The organism is Algoriphagus alkaliphilus (genome assembly GCF_900103735.1).
Taxonomy (GTDB): domain Bacteria; phylum Bacteroidota; class Bacteroidia; order Cytophagales; family Cyclobacteriaceae; genus Algoriphagus; species Algoriphagus alkaliphilus.
In genome coordinates, this window is record NZ_FMXE01000009.1 from 167,294 (window position 1) to 189,038 (window position 21,745).

Genomic DNA, 21,745 nt, shown 5'->3' on the forward strand with positions numbered 1-21,745 from the left:
TTCCGGCCTTTTTAATTAATCTTTTTTTGCTTCTTCTTCACTCTGTGCGAGTAGGAATGCTTTCATGAATTCATTCAGCCCGCCGTCCAATACGCTCTGCGCATCTGAAGTTTCGTGGCCGGTTCGATTGTCTTTCACCAGTTTATATGGGTGAAGGACATAGTTTCGGATTTGTGATCCAAAGTCTACTCGAAGTTTTGAGGATTCAATTCGCGCGATCTCCGCATTTCGCTTCTCAAGTTCCATCTGATAAAGTCGGGACTTCAACATTTGCATCGCTTTTTCACGGTTGGCAAGTTGAGATCGTTCGATCTGACAGACTACGACGATTCCAGTAGGCTTGTGCGTCAGCTGAACTTTGGTTTCCACCTTGTTCACATTCTGACCACCGGCACCACCTGAACGGGAAGTGTGCAATTCTACGTCTGCGGGATTGATGTCAATCTCGATCGTATCATCCACTTCCGGATAGGCATACACGGAAGCGAACGACGTATGTCTTCTTCCTCCTGAGTCAAATGGGGAGATTCGTACCAAGCGGTGAACGCCGGTTTCGGATTTCAGGAAACCGTAAGCAAGCGGTCCTTCGAATTCTAAAGTCGCGGACTTGATTCCCGCTACTTCTCCTTCTTGGACATCCACTTCCCGGACTTTATACCCGTTTTTTTCACCCCACATGATGTACATACGCATCAGGATGGAAGCCCAATCGTTGCTTTCAGTACCGCCGGCACCTGGGTTGATTTCAAGTACGGCATTGAGCTGGTCTTCCTCATTAGAGAGCATTTTTTTGAGCTCCAACTCTTCCACAGCATCTTTTGCAGCCAAAAACTCAGCCTTCAGTTCCTCCTCAGGTACCTCACCTGCGCTGTAGAATTCATACAGCACATCCAAGTCTTGGATTTTTTGATCCAAACTTTCAAAAGAATTGGTCCAGCCTTTACGGACTTGGATTAGTTTCATTGTTTTTTCGGCTTCTTCTGGGTTATTCCAGAAGTCTGCCTGGGCCGATACGGCCTCGAAGTCTTCTATTTCTGCTTTCTTACGATCGTAGTCAAAGATACCTCCTCAAAGCCGATGTGCGGGCTTTCAAGTCTTTCAGCTGTTCTGAAGTCATCTGTCTAGGTTAAATTTAAAGTGCAAAAGTCTAAAAAAATTTCCGCTTTTGCCAGCAAACTTTAACTATTCCATCCTCATCAGGATGATTTGAATGCCGTATCCGGTCGTGTTTTTGAAGGTTTTATAACGCAATGGCAACAGCGCCAGTCCCGTACCAATCAAAATCCCGGAAGTGATTGCCACTCCCTGATCGATTTGAAGTTGATTTTGTTGATAAATACTGTTTACTGCCTCTACGGTCATTAAAATTCCACCTGCCCCGAGAAATAGGGCTGTCAGATTTCTGAGCGTACTGTTTCTTGGATCTTTATCTCGGATTCCAACTTCCAAAATATCGGAAGGACTAAGAATATTCTCTTTGAGATAAATGTAATCCGTATCCAAACTGACAATCTGGTCAGTAACAAAATATCCCAGCTTTTTACTCTTGTAAGTGATGGATTCCCCCGGATAATACCTCAATTGGGATTTTTGATTGTTGCCTCTTTTCAGGAGCAGGAAATCTTTGCCTTGGGCATGCGCTCCTATTAGAATGAAAAAGAAATACGCAATGAATAAGCTTAACTTCATAAGTGAAAAATAACAAAAAAAGGGAAGGAGCCTTCCCCTCGATATTTAGATTTTTACGATCCAATTTCTTGTGTCGGCAATTTCTCCGTACTTAATTCCGTCCAATTCATTCAAAACTTTATTTGAAAAGGCATCCGGTCCCTTTTCAGGCAAAAGGTAGTCTTGACCGTTCACATTGATTTTGGAGATGTGCGCAATAGTTGCTGCTGTTCCTGTACCAAAAGCCTCTTTCAAACTCCCATTTTTCAATGCTTCTTCCAGCTGTGAAACAGTCAGGAATCTTTCTTCCAGTGGCTTGTTCCAATCTTTTGCAAGTTTGATGACAGAGTCTCTGGTTATTCCTTTCAGTATTGTACCAGTATTAGTGGGTGCAGTAATCAAAGTTCCATTAATGTCAAACATCACATTCATGGTGCCACTTTCTTCGATTTTACTGTGGGATTTCCCATCGGTCCAAAGAAGCTGATCATAACCAGCCCGCTGAGCCTGAAGTGCCGGGAAAAGTGATGCGGCATAGTTTCCTGCAGTTTTTGCTGCTCCGGTTCCTCCTTCAGTTGCTCTGGTGAATTCGGTTTCAACTTTCACACTCACAGGCTTGCTGTAATAAGCTCCAACTGGGCAGGTGAATATGATGAATTTGTAGGTGTCGGATGGTTTGACTCCGATGTAGTTGTCCATCGCAAACATGTATGGGCGGATGTACAAACTTGCACCTTTACCTGAAGGAACCCAATCCCGGTCTAAATCCAGAAGCTGAAGTAATCCTTCCATGAAAATTTCTTCTGGAATCTCCGGCATACACATTCTAACAGCGGATTCATTCAATCGTCTGGCGTTGGCATCACCTCTGAAGATTAATATTTCACCTTTTTCATTTTTGTAGGCTTTCATGCCTTCAAATATGGATTGACCGTAGTGGAGTGCGGCGTTGGCTGGATGAAGATCCAAACTTCCATAAGGTTCGATCCTCAAATCCGTCCACTCTCCGTTGATAAAGTCCGCCACAAACATGTGATCAGAGATTGTTCTTCCAAATACCAAGTTTGAAAGGTCAGTGTCTGGGAGTTTTGACTTTTTAGTTTTTTGAACCGGGATTGCTAGTGAGGTCTTCATGCTCATTGTGGTTGGTGCAAAATAGGATTTTTTTTGCTGGGTGAATGCTAAGCCTAAAAGGCTAAAGGGTTATCATAAGAGGCTAAATTACCAAAAAAGACCGTGCTTTTTATAATCTTGGTCTCCAAGTTACTTCTTCAATTTCAAGTTCCATTGCCATCTTTCTCCCCAGTACAAAAAGGTAATCAGAAAGCCTGTTTAGGTACTGAATCACTAAATCTGAGACTGGCTCAAATGATGCGAGTTCGACAACGATACGTTCGCTTCGTCTACAGACAGTTCTCGCCAAATGGCAAAAAGAAACTGATTGGTGTCCGCCAGGCAAAATAAAAGCGGTCAACATCGGGAGTTGCGTATCCATCAGGTCCATTTCTTTTTCCAAAGATTCTACATCCTCTACATGGAGATCTGGTTTTTTTACTTTGTCTTTTCCGGGTACGGTGGCCAGATCTGCACCGATAGTGAACAGTCTGTCTTGGATTTCTTTTAAAAACTCCGACCGCTTCTCATTTACTTTCTGGTCTCTGAGTAAGCCCAAGTAGGAATTGAGTTCATCAACCGTCCCGTAAGCGTCAATTCTCAAGTCAGATTTAGGAACTCTTACGCCTCCCAATAATGATGTGATTCCTTTGTCTCCCGTTTTTGTATAGATTTTCATTCTCCCTCGTTTCGTTCGGAGGCAAAAATAAGAATCTATTCGAATTAACTGGGCTAAAATCAAACAGTCATTGGGACACCTCTTGTAGGATTGGGATTGATTTTGTCAGTTTCTACCAATCCATCCCGAAGTCTGATCACCCGATGGGCGTAGTGAGCAATATCATCCTCGTGGGTAACCATGATTATGGTATTTCCGCTGGCATGTAATTCATGAAAAAGCTCCATGATTCCATGGGAAGTTTTGGAATCCAAGTTGCCTGTGGGCTCATCGGCCAAGATGATGCTTGGATTATTTACCAGCGCTCTGGCAATGGCGACACGTTGGCGCTGACCACCAGAGAGCTCGTTGGGACGGTGTTTGGTTCGGTCTCCCAAGCCTACATTGTCAAGTGCTTTGAATGCCAATTCTTCTCGTTCAGATCTGCTGTAACCCGCATATACTAAAGGTAAAGCCACATTATCCAGGCAACTGGCTCTCGGAAGTAGGTTAAAAGTCTGGAATACGAATCCGATTTCCTTATTTCTGATTTCGGCTAGTTCATTTTCACTCATGTCGCTGACGTCCCGACCTGCCAAAATGTAGGTTCCTGAAGTAGGGGAGTCAAGACACCCAATGATATTCATCAATGTAGATTTGCCAGAACCGGAGGGACCCATGAAGGCTACGTATTCTCCTTTGTCCACACTGATGCTGACCGATTTAAGGGCTTGAATAATTTCAGAGCCCATTTTGTAGGTTTTGTTGATTTCGTGGGTTTCAATGACTCTGCTCATGATATAAAATTTCGATTAAGGTAGTGGTTTAGTTCTTAATATTTGGAAGACCAATGTGTCAAAATACGTGAAAAAATCTTAATAGTTGGTCCCTTGCAGCAATTCTATTTCATCCCAAGTGAGCCATGAACTCATCTCCTGAAAGGCTGAGGTAGCGTAATTATCTAAACCAATCCGCTTGGCGGCCTGAACTTTTCGTATCCAAAGCATTGGGTCTTTGTTGAATTCGGTGGCCGAGTTAAGTAATTCATATTGATCCAATGGATCTTTCAGTCGATCTGCAGCGCATAGAATCAAAGGAGTTTTATAGGGATTGGAATTCAGTTCATCGCCTACCTGAAGAAATTCCGTGAATGAAAGCAATGAAGCTTGATTTGTCCAATCAGGATTTTGGAGAAAAGCAGCCAGCTTATCTTCGTTTTCAACTTTTCCTTTTAGAAAGTTGCCTAATTCATTCAATTGAAATTTAGTCAAGCCGTGGGCTTTTCTTTCCAAGAGTAGAAAAGCGAAGGTTCCTTTCCATTCTGTAGAAGAGATTCCCTTCCACTGATCAAACAGCTTATCAGGAATGCTTTGGTTGAATTTGGAAAGAATAATCTGAAATTCATCAGCAGTACTTTGACCTGGAATTTGAAATTTCTCTTTGAATTCTGCTGCTTTTGCCTCAAATCCTCCCAGTTGAAGGATGATTAAATGATGCGGTCTGAAAGCCTTGAAGCCTTTTTCCTCTGCTACAATCAGATCTTTGGAAGCCTTTTCAAAATCAAGATTTTGAGCCAAAATTCCTGCAGTTAGATTTAGATAGTAACCTGCGTCGCCGGGATTTCTGAATGCCAGACCGTTTAGATTTTTCACTGATTCGTTGACTCTTCCGGCAGCCAAACTTCGGATGGAGGCCGTTTCCTGTACCTGCATCAGGTATTCCAGCATATTCTCCTGTCTGCTGACAGAATCTAGCCAAACCAACTCTTCTGCAGTAGATGAGAAATTTTTTAAAGAAAAGAGATTTCGAAGACCCGCGTTCAAAAGCATCGGTGATGTTTCTTTTTCCAACTGTTCACGAAGGCGCCTCAGATCACTCGTTGGATTAACAATCCCCTGTAGATTATTACTGGCCGTTCTATTGATTTTAAAGATCAATTCATTTCCTAGCTGAGTATCCTGTCCATCTTTTTGAAGCTTACTTTGCAAGGCAATCAGATTGGAGGAAAGTATCGGATTATCCGATCCATGAGACGACAACAGCTTAAGTGCTTCTTCTGGCTTTTGAATCTTGACATAAAGTAGCGCCAGATTATTGATAAGAAATGGATTTTCGGGAAATCTCCGGAGACCATTTTCGAGGTAATAGACCGCCTCAAAAGGTTTATTTTCCCGAATCATCCTCGAACTCTGCAAAATTATGTTGTCGACTTGTGGGGCTTCCGAAAAACTTTGATCCAAATGCTGTTTGGCAAGTGTGGGCTGGTTGAGATCAAAAAGAAGCTGCGCAGTAGCATTTTTCGCCTTTTGGTTTTTCCGAAATGCGGCCCAAGAATTTTCATACAAGATACTCGCTTCCAGCTTTTGACCGGTTTGGTAGTAATAATCACCAAGGATACTAGTGGTCAAAGAGTTGACTTGCGGTGCTAGGACTGCATCCATATAGATCGTAACTACCAAAATCGATATCAATCCCCCTATCCGAAGGTGATAGTAGGGAAGGGAATAAGGCTTGAAAAGAATTTTATCCACAGATTTTCCGGAGTCCATGACTGAAAGAAAATTACTCAGAATATAGACCATGAAAAACAGCGAAAACCCAAACTGGGAATAAACGATCAGATGCTTCAAAAACTCTTCAGCAGCTTGATTTCCTGAAATTTCGAGCTTCCAGATGACCCAAAATGTAACTCCAAAACCCAAGAGAAAGAGCGCTTTTAGAAATGCCGGAAATGCTGCAATCTCAGGGACTTGATCGATTTTTGCAGAAGTGGATATCCAGCCAAGTATGCCTATAGGAAAGATCAGAAAAAGTGGAGAGAATGTCGGAAAAGGGAGATTCGCATCTCCTTTTAAGTCCAATAAAAGAAAAACCAAAGTCAAAAGATAAAGCCCTGATATCCCCAGAATTTGAATGGAGATTTTCATGCTTACATTCCGATTCGCTCTGGCGAGCAGAAGATAAATGCCGGAAACAACTCCGTGCCCTTGCCAAAAAATCCATGCGATTGCCATTCCAAGGCCAATCACCAAGCTTTGCTCTGAAAGATATAGGGCTGGGTTTGCAATCGGACTGAGCCTAATCAATGCAAAAATAGCTGCTCCCGAACTTAGAAATAATATTACCCATCTTAGGCCAAACGTAGTGTTTGTTCTCCAGACGTGGAAATAAATAACAGGCAAAATAGTACCTGAAATCAACACGATAAGAGGAGTATTGGAACTTGGAGAACCTATATTCAGCCCGTTGGAATTGGCCAGTGTCAATAAAATAATCCAAGCAGCTCCTGCGAGGAGAAAGGGGACTTTTTTGAAAGTACTGAAAAGTGCTAAAACTGAAACGGAGATCAGGAATATGATCCCTCCATACAAGTAGCTCTCTGTCAAAGTAAACCCCGGAGGTAAGGAGTGGAATTCCTGAAAAACCAGAAAATTATCAACCTGAATCGGAAACGAAAGCGTTCCGAGATTTACCCAATCCAATGGAATCGCCACAGCATCCAGAAAAGCAGCGGGGACAATATTTGGATAATAAGCTGAACCAAAAATGAAGGAATATACCGCAAAAAACCCTCCCGTCACTAGGAGCAGGAGGGCTGAGATTTTTGCAAAGGAGCTAGGCAAGGAAGTTTTATTCAACATTATTATTCCAGAACCTTTGGTACACGGAAATAGTCAGCGTCTCTTTTTGGAGCATTTTTCAAGCCAGCTTCATGGTCAAGGTGAGGACCTGCTTTGTCTTCCCGCATGATATTGACTTCAGAGGACATGGTAGTTAGCGGCTCGATCGAGCTAGTATCCAATTCATTCAATTGCTCGACCCAGTCCAGAATCTGAGACATGTCTTTGGACATTTTCTCAGCAGAATTTTCGTCAAATTCCAATCTCGCCAAGTGGGCTATTTTTTTTATGGAGTCTTTATCTATTTTCATTTTGCGGGTTTTTCTAAGCTTTATTTACGGGATTGTCTTGATCGAGTTGATTTTGAATAGTCATAAAACAAGCTTCCTTTAACTTCTCATCAGTCTCAAAATCTTTAGGATATAAAGCATGGTGCAAAACCATTTTGGCAGGTATTCGACGAAGAAGAAACTTCCCGTCCTCGGGCAAAATTAGATGATTAAAGGATAAAGTGACAGGGATGACAGGGATTTGTTTCTCCATGGATAGTCGGAAGGCCCCATTTTTGAAAGCAACCATCTTTGGAGGATGTTTGGTATAGATTCCCCCTTCGGGAAACAGCACAATTCCACTTCCCTGATCTATGGCATCGCTTGCTCTTCGCATCGTTTCAGCCCGACTTTTAAGTCGATCTCGATCCACGGCGATATGGAGGTTTTTGAAGTAATATCCGAAAAGCGGTGCTTTTCGGATTGAAGCTTTTCCGATAAATAGCACATCACCGGGAATGAATCCCATCATAGCCACATCAAGGTAACTGAAGTGATTGGCCATAAAGATGTAGGATTTCCCTTTTTCTATTTTTCCTTGAATCTCTATTTTCACAGGAAGGAAAATCAATAAAAAGTAGATTTTAGCCCAATATTGATTGATTTTTCGTCCATATTTTTTCCATCCCGGCACCCAAATGCAGGTTAGGAAAAGTGGGAAAATCACCAGAAATGTGAGCAGAAACGCTACCGCTACGTATATCGAGTAAATGCGTGCCAAAACCCTACTCATGGTTAATCATGTGGTTGGCGACTTTGATAAAATACCCCATCATAAGCTCTTTTGCATGCTGTTCCGGCTTTAGTTTGTCCAAGGCAGTGAGCATAGCATTCAGCCAATGATCGCGCATACCGGGATCGATTTTCCAATCCAGATGTCGCATTCTCAGCCTCGGATGTCCCCGCTCTTCCAAATAAGTTTGAGGACCTCCAAAGACTTGCAGTAAAAAAAGAAAAAGTCTTCTTTCTGCAGGCTCGAGATCTTCTGGATAGAGTTTTCGCAAGGCTTGGTTTTGTGCCACTTCCCGGTAAAAATGTCGCGTCAACTGACGGATTTGCTCTTCACCGATCAATTCATAAATGGATTGAAATGAATTCATGCCGCAAACTTAGCGAAATATTCTTCGATCAGGATTCGAGTTTTTTCACCTTGAGAGAGGTGCCTTCAGTGGAAATGACGACGATTTTTTCATCTTGATCGATGAAATCTCCGCGGGAAGTAGCATCATAGATTTCCCCGTCGATTTCAACCCTTCCGCTTGGTCTCAAACGGGAGTGGACAATTCCTTCCTTTCCCAAAAGTGAATTGGAATAAAAACTCGATGTGTATCCATCACTGCGCTCTTGAGTACTGGAGAGTGTAATGGTACTAAATGCGCCCCATTGATTAATTTTGGGAGTCAACCAAAAAACCAATCCGACAGAAGCTAGTGCAGCCAGTATGACCGTTAACAATGCTCCGAAAAGTTGAGAAGCAGGCACAAAATCAAAGTTGAAATCCTGATTGGGAAGCATTCCAAGTACTAATCCCCCCAAAATGAACACAATGCCTAAGACTCCGAAAATTCCAAATCCGGGAATTACAAACAGCTCCACGGCTAACAGAATAATTCCGGCAATAAAGACTAAAATCTCCCAGTTCTCCGCCAGGCCATTGAGATAGTAAGGGATGAAATAAAGTAAAGTCGCCACGACGGCTGCCAAGATCGGAAATCCAACTCCCGGGGTCTGGAGCTCAAAATAAATACCTCCGATGATGATCAAGATCAGAACACCACTAATGGCGGGATTAAGAAAAAAGGAGATGATTTTGTCGATAAAATCCTCCTCATAAGCGATAATTTCAGCAGTATCCAGATTTTGAGCTTTCAAAATTTCATCAATAGATTTGTACTCTCCTTCACAAAAACCATGTTTGATTGCTTCTGAAACAGAAAAAGTGATTACTGTACCTGCTTCAGAAATACCCTCAATTTCGATTTTTTCATCCACCATTCCTTCTGCGATTCTGGGGTTTCGGCCCTTAGCTTCAGCTGTACTTCGCATCATTGATCTCATGTAGGATTGGTATTTGTCCGGAGCAGCAGCGCCAACTGCGCCACTTACTACAGTGGCAGCGCCAATACTTCCGCCCGGGGCCATGTAGATGCTATCACATGCAATGGAGATTAAAGCTCCTGCCGAGGCCGCGTCCTTATTGATGAAAACATACACCGGAATTTCGGACTCAAGAATCATTGTTCGAATTTCATCGGCATCATTTACAGTTCCTCCATAGGTATCCATCTCGATTATAATGAGTGTGGCTTCGGATTTTTCGGCTTCTTCTAAGGCTAGCTTCACACGCCGGTTCATTGCAGGATCGATATTCGAATCGATTTTGAATGTGTATACTTTATTAGCCTTATCCTGCGCATTCAGAGAAAAGCAGGATAAAACGAAAATAAAAACGAAGAGGAAATGAAGTCGCATTTTTAGCTTAATATTAGTTGCAAAAGATAAGGATCACCTGATCAATACGATAATTTTTTACAGCAAGATTCCCGTTGGGATTTGTACTATTTGTGTTAGAAAAGAAATAAGGCTTCCAAAAGCCATTAATCGGTAATTCTAGCATAATTCTTGCGAATTGTATGTTGGATTTTTGATTCATTTCATTTGAAACCTTTGATTAACATGACTTCCAAACCCAAACTTATAAGCTCCCTTATTCTGGTTTTGTTTTTAACCTATTCGTATTCAAATGCTTCAGGCCTAAATTTAGGAGATTCAGTCGGTGTTGAAAGGGTAGGAGACAAAACTTTCATCTTGCATAAGGTAAGCCCTCAGGAAACTCTTTTTGCGATTTCAAGAAAGTATCAAGTCCCTGTTGGGGAGATCCAAAATTCAAATGAGGTACTTAAGCAAGGCTTGAAAATCGGTCAAACAATCCGTATTCCTTATGTTGAGAAATCGGCCTTGGATGCTGGTTCTACACTTCACAAAGTTGCTCCGGGCGAAACACTCTTCTCTATATCGAAAAAATACGGGATTACAGTGGATTCGTTGAAGCAGTGGAATAAGCTTCTCGGGAACGACCTGAGTGTGGGTCAAGCTTTAGTTGTTAAAGAAACAGCTTCGCAGGCTGCCGTAACTGCTCCTTCCCAAACAATCGCTTCCACTTCAACAGTAGCAACCGCCACAAAACCTGAGAAAGTTGTAAATCAACCCAAATCAGAACCTAAGCCTATCGAGAAGAAACCGGAACCTGTGGAGACCAAACGAGCACAGGCAGAGAGTCTTACTGCTCCAAAATCCACTCCAAGCTCAAATGTAAGTGCTACCCCGATCGTACCGGGAGTATGGATTTCACACACAGTGAAGTCAGGTGAAACATTGTTTTCGCTCTCCAATCAATATGATTCCAGTGTAGAAGATTTGATAAAGTGGAATGGCCTTACTTCCAATAATCTACGCTCAGGCCAGGTGATCAAAGTTGGAAGAGCGGCTGATGGACCTTCGACAGTCCCTGTGATCGGAACTCCAAGAGTTGCAGCCAGTACAGCAGAGATGACTGTAGAACCAACAGTGGAAAACACATCCGGTGGATTTAAGAATGTCAAAGAAACCGGCCAAGCAGAATTAATAGAAGGTACCGGTGGGCACAAAAAGTACCTCGTATTGCATCGTGAAGCGCCTGTAGGAAGTATCATGCGCGTCAAAAATGAAGAAAACGACATCACGATTTTTGCCAGAGTGGTGGGCAAGCTTCCTGAAACCGGTGATAATTCCAAATTAGTTATTAAACTTTCCCAAGCAGCATTTGACCAACTCAAAGCGGTCAATCAGCGCTTCCCAGTGGAAGTTTTATATTAAAAATTCAACAACTCATCACCTTAAAAGCCGGCGCAAGTCGGCTTTTTTCATGAGGTTCGTTGTGCATTGTAGTCTTCCAAGCTTACCTTTGTGACGATAGTACCCCAAAATGAACAAAGTCCAACTTTTCTTTCATCATACATTCCGATTTATATGGAATGCTGTTTTCATTATTTCCTATCCTATTTTGGCCAGTTTTGGTTTGCTTTTTATCGGATTTACTTTCCTTTTTTCCAAGCTTTCTTTTCTATTGACCCGATTGAGGACCGATAGCAAAACTATTGTTCTGAAGGAATCTGAGTGGAAAACAATGGATTATTCCAATGACCTGCTTGAGGCTAAAGTGTGTATGCAAATAATGTTTGGACCATCTGGATTTAAGTTGAGAAGGAAGGATGGGGTGCCTTCAGTATTGCAGGATTATGTTTTTGGCAATAAGGTGAGAGTGTTGGAAGAGGGGTTTATTTTGGAAAAATGGAATACCATGGAGCCAAAAGAAATGCCTGATTTCGATATTTGTCTTTATGATCCCGATCGGGACTCTTTGAGGTCACTTACTACGATCAAAAGCTTTGACTGGCATGTTTCCGATAAATTGGACAATGAACTTTCCTTCAAATGGTTTGATGGGACACAAGGTGGAGAGGTGAAAGTTCAGCTCTGATGCAGCAATTGAAGGATTTTTTAGACCAAAAAGTCGAGCAGTACAATCAGCCCGGATTCATTGCCAATGATCCAATTTCGATTCCTCATCGGTTTTCAAAAAAGCAGGACATTGAGATTTCAGGTTTCTTTGCGGCTATTCTGGCTTGGGGGCAGCGAAAAACAATTATTAATAAATGTCTGGAGCTTTTTCAGCGAATGGACAATGCGCCGCATGATTTCCTTTTGAATCATCGAGAGATCGATCTGAGACCTTTTTTGAGTTTCAAGCATCGAACTTTCAATGATATTGATACCCTTTATTTCATTCATTTTTTGACATGGTTTTATAAAAATCATGAAAGTTTGGAAGAGGCTTTTTTAAAAGGTCAAACCGGTCATCTGGATTCGATGGAATCGATACTAAGTCAATTTCATGTTTTCTTCTTCAGCTTAGAGGATGCTCCAACCCGAACCAAAAAGCACATCGCAACACCGGCACGCAAAGCCGCCTGCAAGCGGATTTCGATGTACCTGCGCTGGATGGTGCGGTCGGATGACAAGGGTGTGGACTTCGGTCTTTGGAAAAACATTGCTCCCGCTCAGTTGATTTGCCCCTGTGACCTGCATGTGGATCGAGTAGGGAGAAAGCTCGGGCTCATTACCAGAAAACAAACTGACTGGTTTACAGCATTGGAGTTGACTCAAAAACTCCGGGAGTTTGATCCGCTGGATCCGGTCAAATATGACTTTGCCCTCTTTGGATTGGGGATAGAAGAGAAGTTTTAGGAAGCTTATGGATTATAGTCCATAGACGATGGCAGATATTGCATTCGGAAAGAATGAGGCAATAGGAACGAAATTTATATTAAAAAGAACAGACTAATTTTTAATGTGAAGAATGCCATGGACTATTAGCTATGGACTATCAACTTTTAATGAAACTTCTTCACCTCCGGTGCATCAGCACTTGTGGACAGATCTGTAGCAAATCGCTCCGCATAATTATCCAGCAATTGCATCACACGGTCTTGCTTCGGAGATTTCACGATCAGTCCTGCATGATAGTCTAAGGGTACCCGGAAACAAACTTCAGGATCGTCAAAGCCACTCAGATCAGGATGTTCATATTTAGAAAGTGTCAACACGATACCTGCGTAATTTTTGGTCACTTTAGGAAGTTTGTACTTTTCGTGTTTAACTACCGCATCCTCTATTTTTGCCCATTCTTCCCATAGGTTAACTCCAGTAGCCGCTTCGACCATTTCGGCTAGATGTGCTCCACCCACGCGTGAGGCAGTTTCCAAAAAGTAAATTTGTCCATCTTCCCTGCTTTTGATAAATTCGGTATGGGAAGTTCCGTTTTTCAATCCAAAGGCTTTCATGATTTCCTCGTTTACCTTTTTGATCGCTTTATCTTCCTCAGAGCCGTATTTAATGTTGGCAGATCGGAAGATTCCTCCTCCCTGTGAGATTTCCATCGGAGTAGCCAAATAGCGAGATACCGTCAAAAACAAAGTTTTACCATCCAACTGAAGTCCATCTGCATGGTAAACATCACCGGGTTTGAATTGCTCCACGAGGTAATAAACCCTGTTTTCACCCAATTCATTGATGTGTTTCCAGAGATCCTCCTTGTTGTGGACTTTGATAATGCCATGAGCAGAAGCCTCTGATCTTGGTTTTAAAACCCAAGGTGCGTCTACCGTATCGGCAAATTGATTGATTTCCTCATTATTGAAAAGGGGAGAAAAGGGAGGGACTCTGATTCCGGCATCTTTTGCACGCATTCGCATGGCAAGTTTGTCACGGAAATATCTCCCGGTGGTTTGTCCCATTCCCTGAATTCGAAGATTTTCGCGCAGAAAAGCGGCTTTTTCTACGTCGTAATCATCCAATGCGACAATGGCTTCGATTTTATGATCTTTCATCAGGCCACCTACACCCTTCAAAAGCAAATCCATATCCCAATCTAAATCCTGACCGGGCATGTAAAAAACCTCATCGATGTATTCAAATGCCCAAGGCTTATCGCGGAGCTGCGCTGTAGTTACCAGAAAAACCCGGTTCCCCTGTTTTTTGAGGGCGATCAAGAATGCATTTCCTTTAAAATAATTTGAGATGCAGAGAAAAGTTTTGGGAGTGGTCATGAACGAATGATTTTATCCACAAAAAGTGAAAAAAAATCCGACAAATCGGAAGACTTGCCGGATAAATTTTTAAAGTTGATTCTCAATATACCTCAACAAAAGGCTAACACCATAAGCCGTGCCTGTTTTGGTTTTGGAGAACTCACCGTCTCCAAAAGCCACTCCTGCAATATCCAAATGCGCCCAAGCCGGATGTTCATGAGTAAAAGCCTGTAGAAATTTGGCTGCTGTGATCGCTCCTGCGAAGGGTTTTCCATGGTAGTTTTTGATGTCTGCGATTTCAGAATCCATTTCCCTCCCGTAATTATCCCAAAGTGGAAGCGGCCATGACTTTTCGCCGACTTCCTCGCCTGCCTGCTGCAAACCATGCGAAAGATTTCCATCATTGCTGAAAAGTGCAGCACATTCAAACCCAAAAGTCCCGATAGAACTCCCAGTTAAGGTAGCCAAGTCAATGATTTGATCTGTTTTGTAGTTTTTGACCAAATAAGAAAGTCCATCAGCCAAAATCAAACGGCCCTCCGCATCGGTATCGATTACTTCGATGGACAAGCCGGCATGACTCCCAATTACTTCCGAAGGAAGATACGCGTCCTTGTCAACGGCATTTTCTACCGCTGGAACTATAGCGGTAAGATTGATGGGGAGTTCCATTTCGGCGACAAGTTGAGTAGTTGCCAAAACAGCAGCAGCGCCTCCCATATCAGATTTCATGTGGTGCATCCCTTGCGTTTTTACATTCAGTCCGCCGGTGTCGAAAGTGACACCTTTTCCCACCAAACCCAGATGAAACTTTGCTTTTGGATGTCGATATTCCAGAATTATGAATTTCGGATCTTTTGCCGAACCTCTTCCCACGGCTAAAAAGGCATCCAATCCTTCTGATTTTGCCTTTTTCGAGTCAAAAACCTTCACGTCCAGCTTTGCTTTTTTTCCTAGACTTTTAGCCCAGTCGCCAAGGTATTCTGGAGTGATTTTATTTGGTGGAAGGTCTACCAGTTTTAGTGCTTCCATCTTTGCAGCAGCAATTTTTCCGGCACGTTCAACCAATGATTTGGCCTTGCCAAGCGTGGTAATGACTTCCACTTTTAGTTTGGAGTACTCCTTGGCTTTTTCTTTTTTGTAAAACCCAATCGAATAGGAGCCCAGCTGAAAGCCAACTAGGGCAGCTTCAACCTGCTCGCCTGAAAAAGAATCGGAAAAATCGATCAACACCTCTTTTTCAACCAACTCCGGATTTTTGGAAAGGATTCTCCTGAAGGAATTTTCAATGGCCTTATACTCGGGGGTTTTCCCGAGACCGATTAATAATATGAGGTTTTTTTCTAAGGCTAGGGAATAGGAAGAGTCTTTTTTGCCTGAAAAAAGCACGGAGCTTAAACCTTGGAACCCCAACTTTTCCCGGAGGGTTTCTTCTGAGTTTTCTTCGAAAACGGGTATGATCCTCAAAGCTGATGTTGAGGTGTTTTTTGGATTTGTTTTGAATTGCATAAAAGATGTAATTGTAGATTTTAATCCTGTTTGTTATTGAAAAACAGCCATTCTATGGCTTTGGGAAACTCGTCGCTCCAGTACGATTCATTGTGTTTGCCCAGCTCGTTGATTGAGAGTTTCACCTTCATTTTTCCTTCCAAGCTTTCGCGTTTGAGCAGTCGCTTTCGAAGTTTGGTCACGTGGTCGACCATGGTTTCGCTTTCATCTCCACCTGCATAGAGGTAGATCCGGGTTTCCTGGGGCTCGAAGAAGTCAAGAAAGCCCAGCTTTATTTTTGGGATTACCCAAAGGGAAGGCGAGAAAACCATCAGTTTTCCAAATACTTCCGGGTAAATCAGACCTGAAAATATGCTGACCAATCCACCCATTGAGCTCCCGCCGATTCCGGTAAAGTTCCGCTCGGTTTTGGTTCGAAAGGTTTTATCTACAAATGGTTTCAGGGTGTCGGTAATGAATCTAATGTATTGTTTACCGTTTCCTTGGCCCAAAAGGGTTTTGCCGACATTGTATTCCTGAAGACGTTCTTTTTCGCCATGCTCCACAGCGATGACGATGATTTTACCGATGCCATAATCAGACATGACGGCAAGTTTTTTATCAATCTGCCAATTGCCAAAGGCTGCGTTTTCGTTGAATAGATTCTGCGCATCGTGCAAATAAAGTACAGGATAGTGTTCGGCGCTGGTGTTGTAATCGTGGGGTAGGAGGGCCCAGATTTTGCGTGTTTTGTTGAGTTGTGGAATTTCAAACTCTTCCGAAATCAGATGGATCTGGGGAAGTTGGGAAGGGCGATAGGGAAGCCAGTTTTTACGCCATTTGGCTACTTTTTCATGTTTGATAGGCTTGTTATCATCCCAATGCCGATTAGGCGTGCGATTGCCGTAGCGGTCAATTTCCACCTCTGACCAGTCGCCTTTGGTAAATTTATAAATTAACTCACCATCAAATTCGGGTCTTTCAGGGAAATTGAATTCATATTTACCGGTATCAATTTTTTTCATTTTGTAATGAAAATCCTGCGTCACCCAATCGTTGAAATTCCCGGAAATATATACAGGTCTGTCGTCGTCTTCAGGTGTTTGAAGGACAATCTTTTTAATCCGGGTAGGAATATCTATTGGACTTGATACTTCTGAATTCATGGGTTGAGGGTAAGAGAATGGCTAACCCGATTTTCCAAAAATAAGTTTTGTATGGGTAAGAATGAAACATTGTTTTTCCTATACGGCTTCACCAGGCCGAAATCTTATTTCCTCTGGATAGGGAAAAGCATGGATTAATTCCCCTTTTCGGATTCTTTGTTGTAAAGAGTTCCAATATTCCGGGTCAAATAATACGCTGTGATAATCTAAAAAATGTGGCTTGAGGTCAGCCCTTCCGATCATCCATCTTCGAAAATCTTCCGGGAACACATCGTTTTTTTTGATCTCATACCAAGGTTCAGAAGCGTAAATTTGTTCGAAGTTTTCAGGTTTTGGTTTAGCTCTGAAATTCATATCCTCCAAAAATTCGATTTCATCGTAATCATAGAAAATAACACGTCTTTGTCGCGTCAATCCGAAGTTTTTGGTCATCATGTCACCGGGAAAAATGTTGGCTTGGGCCAATTGAAGTATTGCCCGACCATAATCTTCGACAGCTCGTTTTCCTTCTTCTTCAGTGCAGGATTCCAGAAATAGATTTAGTGGAACCATTTTTCTTTCAGTATATAGATGTTTGATTATCAGGCTATCCTCGGTCACTATAAGAAGAGAATTTGTAGTGTTCCGAAGCTCTTTCATAAGTTCGGGGCTAATGCGGGAAATGGGTATTTTAAAATGTTCAAATTCATGGGTATCTGCCATTCTTCCGACTCGATCGTGAAGTGAAACCAGTTTATATTTTTCCCGGACTTCTTGGCGAGTCATATTTTTAGGCGGCTCGAAATGGTCTTTGATCAGTTTGAATACGATATTCAGAGATGGCAACGTAAAGACTGTCATCACCATGCCTTTGATGCCAGGAGCTACAACAAATTCATCAGTTCTCTTTTCCAAATGCTCAAGGAAATCACGATAAAAAAGTGTTTTTCCATGCTTGTTGAATCCAATGGCATTGTAGAGCTCGTGTATTTTTTTGTGTGGGATGACTGAACTCAGAAATTCGATGATTTGTGAAGGTATGGCTGCCTCCACCATAAAATATGACCGTGTGAAACTAAATAGATGACTCATCAGATTGGGGTCAAAAATCAGTGTGTCTACAAATATCCCATTTGGTCCATTGAGGAAAGGAATGATAAACGGCATCCATTTATTGCCAACATAAGTTCTTCCGATGAGGTAGGCCGCTTTATTTCGGTAAAAAACAGGCTTCAAAAGCTGTGTTTTTGTACCCACTTCCACCTGATATCTGGAAAGAATTACTTTTTTCACTCCTTCCACTAAAAAAGCCACGTCTTTTTCTTTGTCCATGAACTCCCCCCCAAAATCATAGTCTTGTAAAATTTGCCGGATGATTTGATCCAAACCGAGAGAGGCGGGATAAGAATTTAACAAATCTGATTTCTCCTGTAAATATTGAGGGTTGGAATCACCTCGGACATACATCAATTCTTCGTCTAGCGGGTTATTCAGAAAGGTTTTTCTAAATATTGAATTGAAAAAAGTTTGAGCCAACTCAGCGTCCGGGCGGGTGGAGATCATTTCTTGATATTTATTTCGGATCAAAGACCAAACTGTTCGGTTTGTTGTGTCAGTCCCCAATTTTTCCTGTAGGTCTTTTGCCAGTGGGAGCAAGGTGTCCTTGTATAGTCTAAGCCGCTGTCTATGATTTTGTTGCGTGGCTTGCCAGTTCCGTTGCGAAAAATAAAGAGGGGCCAAGCGAGTGAAGTCATTAAACCTTCGGATGTAATTGAGGTAAGCATCAAAGATGTTTTTGGCAAGAGGTAGCGCTATTTCTGACATTTTAATTGGAAGTAGGAAGGAAAGATTAACTTTTTTCTGATTTTTTCTTGAATTTCTAATTCAAAAAGAGCCTGATTTTCTGTGATTTATAAATTAGAAACAGAGACAGAATAAAATTTTGAAAATTTTTCGCAATCGATTGTTTGGAGGGAATGAAAACATTTTATACTTTTCGAAGGTATTCATGAACTGAATATCTACAATAGGTTTAATAGGTTTGAGAGCAGGAAAAGGCCCGGATATTATCCAGGCCTTTTTTGTTTCTAAAATTATTTAAATCAATCATTTTGATTTGGTAAATGTTGCTTTCCATGGAATTTTCTTTCTGGACGTAGGATTGTTTTCCATTTGATTTTTCAAACTCTTCGCTTAGCTTCGACGTTCAATTTTTCCTCTATGAATAGAATCATGAAGCACTATTTGTCGGTTTGGATTTTGTCTCTTGTTTTTTTGATCGCCTGTGAATCCGGTGATTCAAAAAAAGGTGAGATTTCCAATGAGCTGAAACCCGATGCCGAAAAATTGGAAGTTTTACGCAATCAAATCAATTTGGGCTTGGCACAAAAGTCAGCTTGGCAAAAGCATTGGGCAGTAAAAACCGGGAATTTTGATGCAAGCGATTTTGAGTTGGTTTTTTCAGATTCAATTGACCCGATGGAGATGCCAGAGAAAAATCCGATTTTATCTGAGGATCCCTTATTTCCTTATCAACTTCCTCATCCTGAAGGAAATGGGACTATTGATATTTATTCCTACAAAGTTGAGGCGCAGGAAAGCCTCGATAAACCTTTATTAAATCCAGATTCCAAAGTCATTTGGTATAGATCGGATGGGATGAAAGAGCGATTGCTATTCATGGGGCCTTCAGGAATGTTTGAAGAAGGGATATGGTTGAATTCCAGTGAGTTTATGGTCATGGGGTTTTTTCAGGAAGAAGAGGGTTTTCGACCAATGATCTGGATAATTAACATCGAAAATCACAGTTTCAGTCAATTTAAATTGAATGAGCTTGTGCAGGAATACCAGCAAGAGTCCTACTTGAATTTGAAGTTGAAGTCAGTGGATTTGACCTAAAATGAACTTTGAGAAATTTATTTTGCAGCTAGAAAGTGCGCTAAAGGCTCCACTTCCGGGAAAGCAAGCTCAGATCAAAATGTCTCCTGTGCCGATAGATATGAGGCGATTTGAGATTGATTTATCGAAAAATCATCGGAAAAGTGGCGTATTAATTTTGTTTTATCCAGAAAGTGAAAGTGCTTTTTTTCCATTGATCAAGCGTCCTGAGTATGCAGGATTTCATAGTGGTCAAGTGGCCTTTCCCGGTGGAAAAATGGAAATCAGTGATGCAAATATAATTGAAACTGCCCTCAGAGAAGCTGAGGAAGAAGTAGGGATAGATCGAAGTCAGGTCCAGGTTATGGGCTTACTCAGTGAGCTTTTCATCCCGACCAGCAATTTTTTAGTGACTCCTGTAATTGGTTTTTTGGAAAAACGCCCTGATTTGGTGCCAGAGGAAAAAGAAGTTTCAAGAATTATACAGGCAGAGTTATCCCAACTACTGAGACCGGAAATAAGAAAACAAAAAATTCTGGACTTGGGTCAAAACCTGAAACTTGACACGCCATATTTTGAAATTGACGGTGAGGTAGTTTGGGGTGCTACTGCTATGATTTTAAGTGAATTGATTCACTTGCTTCATTCGGCAGGAAGGTGAGGATTGGTCTTTTTAGCCATTTGGTTGTATTGTTGCATTGAATTAATGAATTCCGAAAATGGAAGAAAGTACCCCTTTGATCAGTAATGACGCGGTAGTTTTTGGCTTGCTCATGGCAACTTTGGCTTTTGTTTTTGCGACATCTGCCAGCAAAAGACCACTTTGGGTTAAGTTTTATACCTATATCCCCACGGTTTTACTATGCTACTTTATCCCGGCTGTTTTCAATTCACTAGGATTGATTTCGGGGGAATCTTCAGGCTTATACAAGGTCGCTTCAAGGTATTTATTGCCTGCATCTTTGGTTCTTTTCACGATCAGTATTGATCTGAAAGGAATCCTCAAACTTGGACCTAAAGCCTTAACGATGTTTTTGGCAGGAACTGTAGGGATTGTTTTAGGTGGACCTTTAGCTTTGTTGACTGTGGGGCTGATATTTCCGGATATTTACTCCGGGACCGGACCGGATGAAATCTGGCGCGGGTTATCAACGATCTCGGGAAGCTGGATCGGAGGGGGTGCTAATCAGACCGCAATGCTTGAAGTGTTTGGAGCTAGTCCAACACTTTTTGGGCAAATGATTGCAGTGGATGTTTTGGTGGCAAATCTTTGGATGGCGTTTTTATTATATTGGGCCGCCAAACCGGAAAAATTGGATAAGCTACTCAAATCCGATACTTCGGCTATTTATGAATTAAGAGATCGAATCGCCAAGCATCGAGAAGGAATCATGAAGATCCCAAGCCTTGGGGAAACCATGTTGATTTTGGGCTTTGGATTCGGAGTCACAGGTTTTTCACATCTCTGTGCAGACTTTTTGGCACCTTGGTTTGATTTAAATTATCCAGAGCTTAATCAATATTCCCTGAATTCTGCATTTTTTTGGATTGTGGTGATTGCCACTACTGCCGGGCTTTTGCTCTCATTTACCAAAGCACGAAATTTGGAAGGAGCAGGAGCATCACGAATGGGTAGTGTATTGCTGTATGTTTTGGTGGCAACTATTGGGATGCAGATGGATTTGGGAGCAATATTGGATAATCCAATTTTCTTCTTGATAGGCATCATTTGGATGATGTTTCATATACTTATCATGTCTATTGTGGCCTTTGTAATCAAAGCTCCGTTTTTTTATGTTGCGGTAGGGTCCCAAGCTAATGTAGGTGGGGCCGCATCAGCACCGATTGTTGCATCTGCTTTTGATCCTTCTTTGGCTCCTGTGGGAGTGCTTTTGGCAGTGTTAGGTTATGCATTAGGAACTTATGGTGCTTACCTTTGTGGATTGATGATGCAGGCTATATCAGCAATGTGATGCGATACAATCGAAAATTGGTTTTTATATGCGGGGGATCGGATTGTAAAAAAGCCGGCTCGAAAAAAATCCGTAAGGAGTTGAAGGAGGCTGCTACGGTAGGCACACTAAAAGGACATTGTAAATTTTTTCAAACCAAGTGCATGGACCTGTGCAAATCCGCTCCTGTGGTGATTGTGGATAACCATTTTTGCAAAAATACTGACGCAAAGAAAATAATGGAACAAATAAAAAAGACCTGAGTG

21 protein-coding genes are annotated in these 21,745 nt (G+C 41.9%); 7 read left to right on the forward strand and 14 right to left on the reverse strand.

Annotation, left to right across the window (positions count from 1 at the left end):
- Positions 1–15: 15 nt before the first annotated feature.
- From prfB to BLQ81_RS08325, 10 genes are all read right to left on the reverse strand, one after another.
- Positions 16–1,117, reverse strand: a protein-coding gene (prfB, locus tag BLQ81_RS08280) for a peptide chain release factor 2 (protein ID WP_139183590.1) whose coding sequence is annotated in 2 segments (ribosomal slippage) — positions 16–1,056 and positions 1,058–1,117 — 1,101 coding nt in all. Because the reading frame shifts where the segments join, the coding sequence is not laid out codon by codon here.
- A 65-nt stretch (positions 1,118–1,182) separates the two neighbouring features.
- Positions 1,183–1,689 (reverse strand): hypothetical protein, encoded by a 507-nt coding sequence (locus tag BLQ81_RS08285; RefSeq protein WP_092729482.1) that lies wholly within the window; start codon positions 1,687–1,689, stop codon positions 1,183–1,185.
- 45 nt (positions 1,690–1,734) lie between these two features.
- The gene (locus BLQ81_RS08290; protein ID WP_092729483.1) at positions 1,735–2,802 is read right to left on the reverse strand and encodes a branched-chain amino acid aminotransferase; all 1,068 of its coding nucleotides are present in this window, start codon (positions 2,800–2,802) and stop codon (positions 1,735–1,737) included.
- 109 nt (positions 2,803–2,911) lie between these two features.
- Complete coding sequence (locus tag BLQ81_RS08295) at positions 2,912–3,460, reverse strand: cob(I)yrinic acid a,c-diamide adenosyltransferase (RefSeq protein ID WP_092729484.1); 549 nt, start codon at positions 3,458–3,460, stop codon at positions 2,912–2,914.
- A 59-nt stretch (positions 3,461–3,519) separates the two neighbouring features.
- The gene (locus tag BLQ81_RS08300; protein WP_092729485.1) at positions 3,520–4,236 is read right to left on the reverse strand and encodes an ABC transporter ATP-binding protein; all 717 of its coding nucleotides are present in this window, start codon (positions 4,234–4,236) and stop codon (positions 3,520–3,522) included.
- 78 nt (positions 4,237–4,314) lie between these two features.
- Entirely contained in the window at positions 4,315–7,080 is a 2,766-nt protein-coding gene (locus BLQ81_RS08305) for a tetratricopeptide repeat protein (protein WP_092729486.1), read from the reverse strand.
- A gap of 2 nt (positions 7,081–7,082) precedes the next feature.
- On the reverse strand, positions 7,083–7,370 hold the full coding sequence (gene gatC, locus BLQ81_RS08310) for an Asp-tRNA(Asn)/Glu-tRNA(Gln) amidotransferase subunit GatC (RefSeq protein WP_092729487.1): 288 nt from the start codon (positions 7,368–7,370) through the stop codon (positions 7,083–7,085).
- 13 nt (positions 7,371–7,383) lie between these two features.
- Positions 7,384–8,121: a lysophospholipid acyltransferase family protein gene (locus BLQ81_RS08315; RefSeq protein ID WP_092729488.1), complete on the reverse strand. Its 738-nt coding sequence runs from the start codon at positions 8,119–8,121 to the stop codon at positions 7,384–7,386.
- Positions 8,114–8,488, reverse strand: coding sequence for a globin domain-containing protein (locus BLQ81_RS08320; protein WP_092729489.1), 375 nt, complete (start codon positions 8,486–8,488; stop codon positions 8,114–8,116). The genes BLQ81_RS08315 and BLQ81_RS08320 overlap by 8 nt, the downstream gene beginning before the upstream one ends.
- 28 nt (positions 8,489–8,516) lie before the next feature.
- Positions 8,517–9,860 (reverse strand): NfeD family protein, encoded by a 1,344-nt coding sequence (locus tag BLQ81_RS08325; protein WP_092729490.1) that lies wholly within the window; start codon positions 9,858–9,860, stop codon positions 8,517–8,519.
- A 204-nt stretch (positions 9,861–10,064) separates the two neighbouring features.
- Between BLQ81_RS08325 and BLQ81_RS08330 the strand changes: the two genes are divergently transcribed.
- From BLQ81_RS08330 to BLQ81_RS08340, 3 genes are all read left to right on the forward strand, one after another.
- Positions 10,065–11,243, forward strand: coding sequence for a LysM peptidoglycan-binding domain-containing protein (locus tag BLQ81_RS08330; RefSeq protein ID WP_092729491.1), 1,179 nt, complete (start codon positions 10,065–10,067; stop codon positions 11,241–11,243).
- Positions 11,244–11,352: 109 nt separating this feature from the next.
- A complete protein-coding gene (locus BLQ81_RS08335) occupies positions 11,353–11,907 on the forward strand; it encodes a hypothetical protein (protein ID WP_092729492.1) in 555 nt (184 codons plus the stop codon).
- On the forward strand, positions 11,907–12,674 hold the full coding sequence (locus BLQ81_RS08340) for a TIGR02757 family protein (RefSeq protein WP_092729493.1): 768 nt from the start codon (positions 11,907–11,909) through the stop codon (positions 12,672–12,674). The genes BLQ81_RS08335 and BLQ81_RS08340 overlap by 1 nt, the downstream gene beginning before the upstream one ends.
- Positions 12,675–12,820: 146 nt before the next feature.
- On the opposite strand, the gene BLQ81_RS08345 is transcribed toward BLQ81_RS08340, so the two are convergent.
- From BLQ81_RS08345 to aceK, 4 genes are all read right to left on the reverse strand, one after another.
- Positions 12,821–14,035: an ATP-grasp domain-containing protein gene (locus BLQ81_RS08345; protein WP_092729494.1), complete on the reverse strand. Its 1,215-nt coding sequence runs from the start codon at positions 14,033–14,035 to the stop codon at positions 12,821–12,823.
- A gap of 69 nt (positions 14,036–14,104) precedes the next feature.
- Complete coding sequence (locus BLQ81_RS08350) at positions 14,105–15,526, reverse strand: leucyl aminopeptidase family protein (RefSeq protein ID WP_092729495.1); 1,422 nt, start codon at positions 15,524–15,526, stop codon at positions 14,105–14,107.
- A gap of 20 nt (positions 15,527–15,546) precedes the next feature.
- Positions 15,547–16,671: an alpha/beta hydrolase gene (locus BLQ81_RS08355; protein ID WP_092729496.1), complete on the reverse strand. Its 1,125-nt coding sequence runs from the start codon at positions 16,669–16,671 to the stop codon at positions 15,547–15,549.
- Between the two features lie 78 nt (positions 16,672–16,749).
- Positions 16,750–18,474 carry a bifunctional isocitrate dehydrogenase kinase/phosphatase gene (gene aceK, locus BLQ81_RS08360; RefSeq protein WP_092729497.1) on the reverse strand — a complete coding sequence of 575 codons (1,725 nt, stop codon included), beginning with the start codon at positions 18,472–18,474 and terminating at the stop codon, positions 16,750–16,752.
- Between the two features lie 396 nt (positions 18,475–18,870).
- Here aceK and BLQ81_RS08365 point away from each other — a divergent pair, with 396 nt between their 5' ends.
- From BLQ81_RS08365 to BLQ81_RS08380, 4 genes are read left to right on the forward strand one after another with little or no spacing between them, the layout of a single operon-like run.
- A complete protein-coding gene (locus BLQ81_RS08365; RefSeq protein ID WP_092729498.1) occupies positions 18,871–19,548 on the forward strand; it encodes a hypothetical protein in 678 nt (225 codons plus the stop codon).
- Between the two features lies 1 nt (position 19,549).
- The gene (locus BLQ81_RS08370; RefSeq protein WP_092729499.1) at positions 19,550–20,188 is read left to right on the forward strand and encodes an NUDIX hydrolase; all 639 of its coding nucleotides are present in this window, start codon (positions 19,550–19,552) and stop codon (positions 20,186–20,188) included.
- Positions 20,189–20,246: 58 nt separating this feature from the next.
- Positions 20,247–21,500, forward strand: a complete 1,254-nt coding sequence (locus BLQ81_RS08375; protein ID WP_092729500.1) for a DUF819 family protein — start codon at positions 20,247–20,249, stop codon at positions 21,498–21,500.
- Positions 21,500–21,742 carry a (2Fe-2S) ferredoxin domain-containing protein gene (locus BLQ81_RS08380; protein ID WP_092729501.1) on the forward strand — a complete coding sequence of 81 codons (243 nt, stop codon included), beginning with the start codon at positions 21,500–21,502 and terminating at the stop codon, positions 21,740–21,742. Before BLQ81_RS08375 ends, BLQ81_RS08380 begins: the two co-directional genes overlap by 1 nt.
- Positions 21,743–21,745 lie beyond the last annotated feature (3 nt).

Excerpts from the sequence above, each read along its gene's own strand:
- BLQ81_RS08370 (WP_092729499.1), top strand. The coding sequence starts at position 19,550 with ATGAACTTTGAGAAATTTATTTTGCAGCTAGAAAGTGCGCTAAAGGCT.
- BLQ81_RS08340 (WP_092729493.1), top strand. The coding sequence starts at position 11,907 with ATGCAGCAATTGAAGGATTTTTTAGACCAAAAAGTCGAGCAGTACAAT.
- BLQ81_RS08355 (WP_092729496.1), bottom strand. The coding sequence starts at position 16,671 with ATGAATTCAGAAGTATCAAGTCCAATAGATATTCCTACCCGGATTAAA.
- BLQ81_RS08335 (WP_092729492.1), top strand. The coding sequence starts at position 11,353 with ATGAACAAAGTCCAACTTTTCTTTCATCATACATTCCGATTTATATGG.
- BLQ81_RS08305 (WP_092729486.1), bottom strand. The coding sequence starts at position 7,080 with ATGTTGAATAAAACTTCCTTGCCTAGCTCCTTTGCAAAAATCTCAGCC.
- BLQ81_RS08375 (WP_092729500.1), top strand. The coding sequence starts at position 20,247 with ATGGAAGAAAGTACCCCTTTGATCAGTAATGACGCGGTAGTTTTTGGC.
- BLQ81_RS08380 (WP_092729501.1), top strand. The coding sequence starts at position 21,500 with ATGCGATACAATCGAAAATTGGTTTTTATATGCGGGGGATCGGATTGT.
- aceK (WP_092729497.1), bottom strand. The coding sequence starts at position 18,474 with ATGTCAGAAATAGCGCTACCTCTTGCCAAAAACATCTTTGATGCTTAC.
- BLQ81_RS08290 (WP_092729483.1), bottom strand. The coding sequence starts at position 2,802 with ATGAAGACCTCACTAGCAATCCCGGTTCAAAAAACTAAAAAGTCAAAA.
- gatC (WP_092729487.1), bottom strand. The coding sequence starts at position 7,370 with ATGAAAATAGATAAAGACTCCATAAAAAAAATAGCCCACTTGGCGAGA.
- BLQ81_RS08330 (WP_092729491.1), top strand. The coding sequence starts at position 10,065 with ATGACTTCCAAACCCAAACTTATAAGCTCCCTTATTCTGGTTTTGTTT.
- BLQ81_RS08315 (WP_092729488.1), bottom strand. The coding sequence starts at position 8,121 with ATGAGTAGGGTTTTGGCACGCATTTACTCGATATACGTAGCGGTAGCG.
- BLQ81_RS08320 (WP_092729489.1), bottom strand. The coding sequence starts at position 8,488 with ATGAATTCATTTCAATCCATTTATGAATTGATCGGTGAAGAGCAAATC.
- BLQ81_RS08285 (WP_092729482.1), bottom strand. The coding sequence starts at position 1,689 with ATGAAGTTAAGCTTATTCATTGCGTATTTCTTTTTCATTCTAATAGGA.
- BLQ81_RS08365 (WP_092729498.1), top strand. The coding sequence starts at position 18,871 with ATGAATAGAATCATGAAGCACTATTTGTCGGTTTGGATTTTGTCTCTT.
- BLQ81_RS08325 (WP_092729490.1), bottom strand. The coding sequence starts at position 9,860 with ATGCGACTTCATTTCCTCTTCGTTTTTATTTTCGTTTTATCCTGCTTT.
- BLQ81_RS08300 (WP_092729485.1), bottom strand. The coding sequence starts at position 4,236 with ATGAGCAGAGTCATTGAAACCCACGAAATCAACAAAACCTACAAAATG.
- BLQ81_RS08345 (WP_092729494.1), bottom strand. The coding sequence starts at position 14,035 with ATGACCACTCCCAAAACTTTTCTCTGCATCTCAAATTATTTTAAAGGA.
- BLQ81_RS08350 (WP_092729495.1), bottom strand. The coding sequence starts at position 15,526 with ATGCAATTCAAAACAAATCCAAAAAACACCTCAACATCAGCTTTGAGG.
- BLQ81_RS08295 (WP_092729484.1), bottom strand. The coding sequence starts at position 3,460 with ATGAAAATCTATACAAAAACGGGAGACAAAGGAATCACATCATTATTG.